Raw genomic sequence first — 6,921 nt, 5'->3', positions numbered from 1 at the left:
TGGCCTGACCTTCGGTCAGGCCGGCCCGGCTTCGCCGGGACTGGTCGGTCCGCTTCGCTCCCCTCCCGGGGCCGCTCCGCTTCGCTCCGGCGGCCCCTGTGGCTGAGCTCTGCTCAAACAGCTGAGTTAGGTTATTAACTGAGGTGGGATAGGGCTGGCTAGGGGCGGTTGCCCTGGGTAGGTGGGTTGAAGGCGCGTCGGGGCGGGGTTGGGGAAAGGCCGGGCTGGCCGATCACTGGCTGGCCAACCTCCCCCATGCCAGGATCGGTGCGCTACCCCAGGGCCACCCCTCCCGGGCATGTATCAAGTTTTGACTGTCAGTCGTTCCCGCCGCAGGACCCCTCCCCATCCAAGCGGAAAATCGACGGCCCGACCTCGGGAAACAAGAACCAGGCGGGTATCAGAAATCCGATGCTAGCGCATCCCGCCCGCAGCCCCGTGCTCACCCTGGCACGGGCGAAAAGCCCGCGTGAATCCAGCTAAAGGGACTGAATGAGCAGAATATAAATGCGCTCGTCGCGCGGGACAATCATGTACCAGAAAATTCCGTCTTCGACATCGGCGGATTTCATGCCTTCGCCGGGTCCCTGGTAGGTGGTGCCGTCCAGGTAGAGCGCTGCTGCGGCGCGGACAATCTCGTCGGCCTTCTTCTCAACCTGGGCGATGAAGGCGGGCGGAGCCCCGGCGGCGACGGTGTGTTCGTCCGGGTTGTACTCCCAGCCCCAGGTCACCCGCGGACCGCCTCGGCGGCGGCGTCCACGATGGCGCCGGCGAGGGCGGCCTGCTTCCGGCGCTCTTCCGGGGTCTGCGCGTGATGGGCCAGGTACTCGGCGCGGTGCAGCTCGGCGAGCGTTTCCGGGTGGCGCGCGATCTCGACGTCCACGGCCCACTTCACGGTGAAGCGCAGCAGGGGCTTGAGGCTCTGGTTCTCGACCGCTTCGGTCATGGCGCGGGCCTGGTCCGCGGTCATCTCGGTCAGCCGGTGCGGGAGGAGGGCCGCAACGGCCTCGTAGAGGGCCAGGGGTGTCTGGGCGGGCTTGGGGATCAGCTCGGGGCCGTGGATCGGCTGAGCGCTCATCGGTGCCTCCTTCTCGGTTCCCAGGACACCGTACGGCAGCGCCCTGTCACCGCTGCCGCCTGTGCCGGTGCGGGCGCTCCGTCTATCGCGCGTCCTCTGGGAGCGGTCATCGCTCTGGTCCCGGCGGGGCGACATCGTTTTTGCGCTTGGTGTCGCGACTGTTCCCTGCCGGCCACCGCAAAACCAATATTGAACATGTTCAAAAAATGTGCCAGGCTGACGCCGCGCTGGGACGCGCCAACCGGCCGTTGTCATACGCGCGGCCGCTACAAGAGGGGTTGGGATCGTGGGCAGGCTCGCAGCTGGCGGCAGGGAGGGCCGAAGCGGGGCGCGGGCGGGCAGGAGAACGCGCAGCACGCGGTGGCGCGTGATGGTTGCCTGTGGGTGGCTGGTCCTGGCATGCACCGCCTGCGCGGGCGCGGGCGGTGATCGGGCAGTGATCCACCAACAGGACCTCGTCGGCGACTGGGCCAATGCCCAGGGAGCCGTCATGCACGTGGCGGCGGACCGCACCCTCACCGCCGAGAACATCGACAGTGCAGAGCCTCACTGGAAGTGCTCGCCCACGGTGACCCGGGCGGCATGGCAGTTCATGGTCAGCTACAGCGGGGAGGGCAGCTACTCGTCGCAGACAGCCACCAAGGGGGATTCCTTCACCGTGGACGTTCGTCCCACCAACGTGAATGGCGAACCCACCGACCTCCGGTGCAGTTTCAGCGCAGATGTCCGGCGTGACGACCGCGGCTACAACCTGTGCCTCGTCGAGGACCCCGACGAAACCTGCACGGACCACGAACTCATGCGCAAGGTACCGGCCCCTCCACGGTGACCGCGCGGGCCGCGGCACCAGTCCTGGGCAGACTGTAGGTTCGCGCATGGTCATGTACGGGGAGCCGGGAGCGGTCTCGTGGGTGGAGTCCCTGGGAGGAGCGCTCATCGTGGTCCCGGAAGCCGTGCTGGAAGCATGGTCGGGATCGGCCAGGGACGACTACGACAGGGCCTGTGCTGTCGAGGGCTTCACCGGCCTGATCGAGGTTGGGGCGGCCCAAGCCCTGGTGCTGGGGGGACGAGCCGGCCTCGACGGCGTACCTGCCAGCGCAGAACGTGTTCGTGCGCTGGTCCGCGGCGGAGTCCGAGGAGGCCATGCTCGCCAGCGTGGACACAGCGCTGCGTGCCGCGTCGTGGGAGAGCGAGCTGCTCTGGCAAGTACCGGGGGCGGTCATGCTCTTCGACTCGGCCTGGACGGGTACCGAGTCCCACCAGCAGGATCACGTACGAGTGGCCTTGGAGGCCGGGCCGTATGCCGTGCGCGCCGCCTACGTCGAACCCGACCCCGAGACCTGGCTCACCCTGGTCCAGCTGCACCCGCTTCAGGCATGATGCGGCAGCCCATACACCCAGGACACAATCAGGCAATACTCGCGAAAGCCGCACCCATGAGTAGTGAGGAGAGGGACGTTCTCGTGGACGTCGTGAAGCCGGACCTGACGACCGCCCGGGGTGCCGTGGGTGTCTCGCTGCGGGGGCATCAGGAGGAGGCGCTGGAGGCCATCGTGCGGGGCCTGACGCCTCGTCCGGGGCAGCCGGCCTTGCCGGGTGGGCTGCGGGTGACGGTGCAGATGGCCACCGGCTCCGGGAAGTCGTACGTGGGGGCGGCGGCAGGCCAGAAGTTCGCGCCGCACGGCGTGGTGCTGGTGGTGGTGCCGACGCTGGATCTGCTGGTGCAGATGATCGGCTCCTGGCGGGCCGTCGGCCGCTCCGGGGAGATGCACGCGGTCTGCTCGCTGGTCGACTCCGAGCTGCCCTATGGGGTGAAGGCGACGACCAGCCCGCTGATGATCGGCATGTGGCTCGACCTGGCGGCCGCCCGCCGCCGGCCGGCCACCCTGTTCGCCACCTACGCCTCGGTCGGGGCCGTGGCGGACGCCTACGCCTACTGGGCGCAGCGGAAGGGCGAGGTGCTGCCGCCGCTGGCCTTGATGGTCTGCGACGAGGCCCACCGGTCGTCCGGCAGTGTCGAGAAGTCCTGGACCGTCGTCCACGAGCAGGACCCGATCCCGGCGGAGCGCCGGCTGTATATGACGGCGACGCCGCGGATCTGGGCGCCGCCGAGCGCGGCCATGAAGAGGCGTGCGGACGCCCTGCAGCCGCTCCCGGAGGAGCTTGCGGTGTCCATGGATGATGTGCGTGTGTACGGGCCGCAGGTGTTCACCCTCGGCCTGGCGGAGGCCATCGACCGCAAGCTGCTCGCGCCGTTCGAGGTCGTGGTGCTGGAGCTGCGCGAGCCGCGCGCCGACCGTGACGCTGCCGAGCGGCAGCGCGTGCCGTGGGGGCCGGGCGTCGGGGAGGCCCCCGACGGGAGCGGGGACGAGGTGCCGGCCGCGCACCTCGCCGCGATCCAGGCCGGGCTGATCAAGACTGTCGTCGAGCGGGGCCTGCAGCGGTGCATCACCTTCCACAACCGCACGCTCGAGGCCCGCTACTTCTCCGAGACGCTGAACCAGACCGTCGAGAAGCTGCACCTCGACAACCCGCAGAAATATCCGCCGGAGATGTGGGCGCAGTGGCTGTCCGGTGAGCACGACGTGGATTTCCGCAAGGACGTCATCCGCGACTTCGGGAAGGGCGAGGAGGACGACGGTCTCAGGCACCGGATCGTCTCCCAGTGCCGGGTTCTCGGCGAGGGCGTGGATATCCCGAATGCAGACTCGGTCGTACTCACCGGCCGGGGCAGCATGGTCGATATCGTCCAGGCCATCGGCCGGGCCCTGCGCATGAAGCCCGGCGAGGGCAAGACAGCAAGCCTTATCGTGCCCATTTTTCTGGCGCCCGGTGAGGAGCCGGGAGACATTCTGGAGTCGGACAGCTACGGCCCTCTGGTCAAGATCCTGACCGCGCTCCGCAGCCACGACGCCCGCGTGGTGGAGGCCCTCGCGGTGCCGCAGAAGTCCGGCAAGCGCACCAAGGGGCGCAGCGCCGAGGCGGCTGTTCTACCTGGTGAGGGTGGGTCAGGTGAGGGTGGGTCGGGTGCGTTCACGTTGCCGGTGCGGTTCCAGACGCCGGTGGACGAGAACGTGCTGGCGCTGTTCATCGCATCCCGGGTATTGAAGGGGGAGAATCAGTATTGGCGGGAGGGTATCAATCACGCTCGGCGCTGGTTCCAGGAAACGGGTGGGCTCGACGTTCCTTATTCAGAAATGGTAGGAAAGGAGAGGAATTTCCCGCTCGGCAAGTGGGTATCGGACAGGCGTTCGGAGCATGCCGCGGGTGAATTGGCGCGTCACCGGGTGGAGATGCTGGATGCGCTCGGCATGATCTGGTCGGTGTCGGATGCACGGTTCGAGGCCGGCCTGGCCTGGGCGCGGGTCTGGGCGAAGGAACACGGTGGCAGCCTGGCGGCGCCCGCACGGGCGTCCGTCGGCGGGTACGCCATCGGCACCTGGTTGTCAGAACTGCGGGCAGCGGCCCAGGTACCCGCGGGCGAGCCCGGGGCGCTGGCGCCGGAGCGGCGCCGGGCGCTGGAGGAGATCGACCCGTGGTGGTGCCCGGCTTGGCCGGTCGTCTGGCAGCGCGCCTACGCGGTGGCGCGGATGTGGTGGTTGGAGTTGGACGGCCAAGTGGACTGGGCGCAGCTGCCCGCGGAGACGGTGTTCGAGGGTGAGCAGCTCGGCCGCTGGGTCGTGGCGCAGCGGGCCGGCTGGCCGAGCCTGGAGCCGGATCAGCAGGACCTGCTGGTCGCGATCGGCATCGAGGCGGACCCGGAGCTGGTGGCCGCGAAGGCCGCGGCGGAGGCGAAGCCGAAGGTGTCCCGTGTGGACCGCTTCGCGCAGGGTCTGGCGGCGCTCGCGGCGTTCGCCGGGCGGGAGGGTCACGTGCGGGTGCCGCGGCCGCACAAGGAGCCGCTGGAGGTCACGGTGGCCGGCCCCGGCGGCGAGGAGGGCGTCGAGGTCGTCCACGTGGGCCTCGGCGCGTGGCTGAACAACCAGAAGGCGAGGCGAGCCAAGCTCACCGCGGGGCAGCTGGCGCAGCTCGCCGAGCACGGCGTGGAGTGGGCATGAACGGCCACAGCGAGGGCCTGGTGGGGGTGCATTGCGGGGGCGTCGACTGCCACGGTGGGCACCTCCTCCCTGAGCCGTGGGACGCCTCCCAGCAGCGGGCCGTGCGTCGTGACCCGTGCATCGACACGGGCGCGCTCCGGCCCGACCGGCTGCGGGTGTTCGGCCGGTTCGATCCCGACGAGCGTGCCGGGGACGCGTACGGCGACGATTACCTCGGGCCGCCGCTCGACTGGTAGACCCGGCGTCCGGGCGGAATCGGTCAGGCGGGCGGGAGTGCGGCCAGTGCCGTCACGGCGGCGCGGGTGCGGGGATGCTCGGGGCCGAAGTGTTCGCGCCAGGCGGTGGTGCAGCGGGTGAGCTGATCGCGGGCCTCGGTGTGACGGTGCTGGGCGGTGAGTGCCGTGCCGAGGGTGGTGGCGGCCTCCAGGGTGCTGTGGTGGGCGGGGCCGAGCGGCTCGGCGAGTTCGACGGCCCTGCGGCTCGCGGCTTCGGCTTCGTCGGCTCGTCCGAGGCCGAGCAGGGCCTGGGCGGTGACGGTGGCAACCGGTGCCGCGAGGGCGACGCGGTTGCCGGGGTTCTCCCGGAACTCCGCCTCGGCCCGGGTGGCGATCTGCAGGGCCTCCTCGTGGCGGCCGCCGCCAGAGAGGCTGCGGGCCAGCCCGAGGCTCAGGGTGATCCGCATGTCGCTACTGGACTGCGTGACTTCCCGCTGCCGCCCGATTGCGAGGCGTGCGGTGTCCTCCGCCTCGCCGTGGCGCCCGAGTCCGTTGAGTGCCAAGACGAGGGCGTTCATGACGGACAGCCAGAGCAGGCTGGGCGTGCCGTGCCGCTCGATCAGGTCGCGGCACTCGCGTTCGACCTGCTCGTACTCACCAAGGTAGACCAGGTTCTGCACCCGGTCGGAGGCGACCTTCAGCGTGCGGATGTCGTTCGCGCCGTAGACCCGGGCGGTCTGTTGCTGCAGCGCCCGGGACCCGTCGACGGCTTCGCGGTGCCGGCCCTGAGCGGCGTGCGCCCGCAGATTGGCGTCCCCGGCGTCCAGGGCGCGCCAGTCCGGGGCCGACCGATGACGCAGCACGGCCGCCAGGAGCCCCTCGGCCTCCGCGGGTCGGCCCCGGGCGATCAACATGTTGGCGAGCTCGACCCGCACCTCTGCGGTGGCAGCATGGGCCTCGCCCAGGACGGCCGGGCAGTGCGCCAGCAGCTCCTGCAGCTCGGCCCAGGCCTCGTCGTCGCGGTCGAGGTGCAGCAGGAGGGCTGCCCGGCGGGTGCGGACGACGAGCGTCCACCCGTCCTTTGCCCCGAACCGCCCGGTGCACAGCTCGACGGCCTGCCGGAGGGTGCTTTCGGCTTCGGCCCACCGTTCCTGCGCCCCGAGCCGACCACCTTGGTCGTACAACCGGTTGGAGAGTTCGAGGTCCCGCCGCTGCGCCCGGTTCCGCAATGCCGCGAACATGCCCGCTCCCTCACCCCGCGCCCGATGTGGCGATGATCGTACTCGGCCGGGACGGGGCTGCCGCGGGCGGGCGGCCTCTCGGGAACCACGACGAGCGGCCCTCCCAGAAACGCCACCCATGTGACCGCTCCCGGCCCTCCGTGCCCGACCATGCGCGCAACCCACACCGGGGCCGACGACCCACGTGGGAGGCCGTGGAGGGCCTCTTTGGAGCCGCCCAATTGAACTGCGCTCCGCCCGCTGAAAGTGCGCAGCGGGGGTGCCGTCGTCGGCCAATGCCCTGGTGGGCAGGCTGTGGTCGGACCGGATGAACTGCACAGCACACAGGC

6 protein-coding genes and 1 pseudogene are annotated in these 6,921 nt (G+C 70.3%); 4 read left to right on the top strand and 3 right to left on the bottom strand.

Annotated elements, in window-relative coordinates; genetic code table 11:
* Positions 1–479: 479 nt before the first annotated feature.
* Both KSNIM_RS38780 and KSNIM_RS38775 read right to left on the bottom strand, forming a co-directional pair.
* On the bottom strand, positions 480–731 hold the full coding sequence (locus KSNIM_RS38780) for a hypothetical protein (RefSeq protein WP_263108360.1): 252 nt from the start codon (positions 729–731) through the stop codon (positions 480–482).
* Positions 728–1,078, bottom strand: coding sequence for a hypothetical protein (locus KSNIM_RS38775; protein ID WP_263108359.1), 351 nt, complete (start codon positions 1,076–1,078; stop codon positions 728–730). Before KSNIM_RS38775 ends, KSNIM_RS38780 begins: the two co-directional genes overlap by 4 nt.
* Positions 1,079–1,514: 436 nt before the next feature.
* On the opposite strand from KSNIM_RS38775, the gene KSNIM_RS38770 reads away from it, so the two are divergent.
* The 4 genes and pseudogenes from KSNIM_RS38770 to KSNIM_RS38755 all read left to right on the top strand — a co-directional run bounded on the left by KSNIM_RS38770 (position 1,515) and on the right by KSNIM_RS38755 (position 5,372).
* A complete protein-coding gene (locus KSNIM_RS38770; RefSeq protein WP_263108358.1) occupies positions 1,515–1,907 on the top strand; it encodes a hypothetical protein in 393 nt (130 codons plus the stop codon).
* A 46-nt stretch (positions 1,908–1,953) separates the two neighbouring features.
* Positions 1,954–2,458 (top strand): annotated as a pseudogene (locus tag KSNIM_RS38765) (Imm21 family immunity protein).
* 83 nt (positions 2,459–2,541) lie between these two features.
* Complete coding sequence (locus KSNIM_RS38760; protein WP_263108357.1) at positions 2,542–5,136, top strand: DEAD/DEAH box helicase; 2,595 nt, start codon at positions 2,542–2,544, stop codon at positions 5,134–5,136.
* Positions 5,133–5,372: a hypothetical protein gene (locus KSNIM_RS38755; protein ID WP_263108356.1), complete on the top strand. Its 240-nt coding sequence runs from the start codon at positions 5,133–5,135 to the stop codon at positions 5,370–5,372. Before KSNIM_RS38760 ends, KSNIM_RS38755 begins: the two co-directional genes overlap by 4 nt.
* Before the next feature lie 23 nt (positions 5,373–5,395).
* Here the strand turns inward: KSNIM_RS38755 and KSNIM_RS38750 are convergent, their stop codons facing one another.
* Complete coding sequence (locus KSNIM_RS38750; RefSeq protein WP_263108355.1) at positions 5,396–6,592, bottom strand: tetratricopeptide repeat protein; 1,197 nt, start codon at positions 6,590–6,592, stop codon at positions 5,396–5,398.
* Positions 6,593–6,921: the final 329 nt, after the last annotated feature.

It is taken from the genome of Kitasatospora sp. DSM 101779 (genome assembly GCF_025655475.1).
Classification (GTDB): Bacteria; Actinomycetota; Actinomycetes; order Streptomycetales; family Streptomycetaceae; genus Kitasatospora.
Note: the sequence above shows the minus strand (reverse complement) of the source record. Positions and strands in the feature narration are given on the sequence as shown.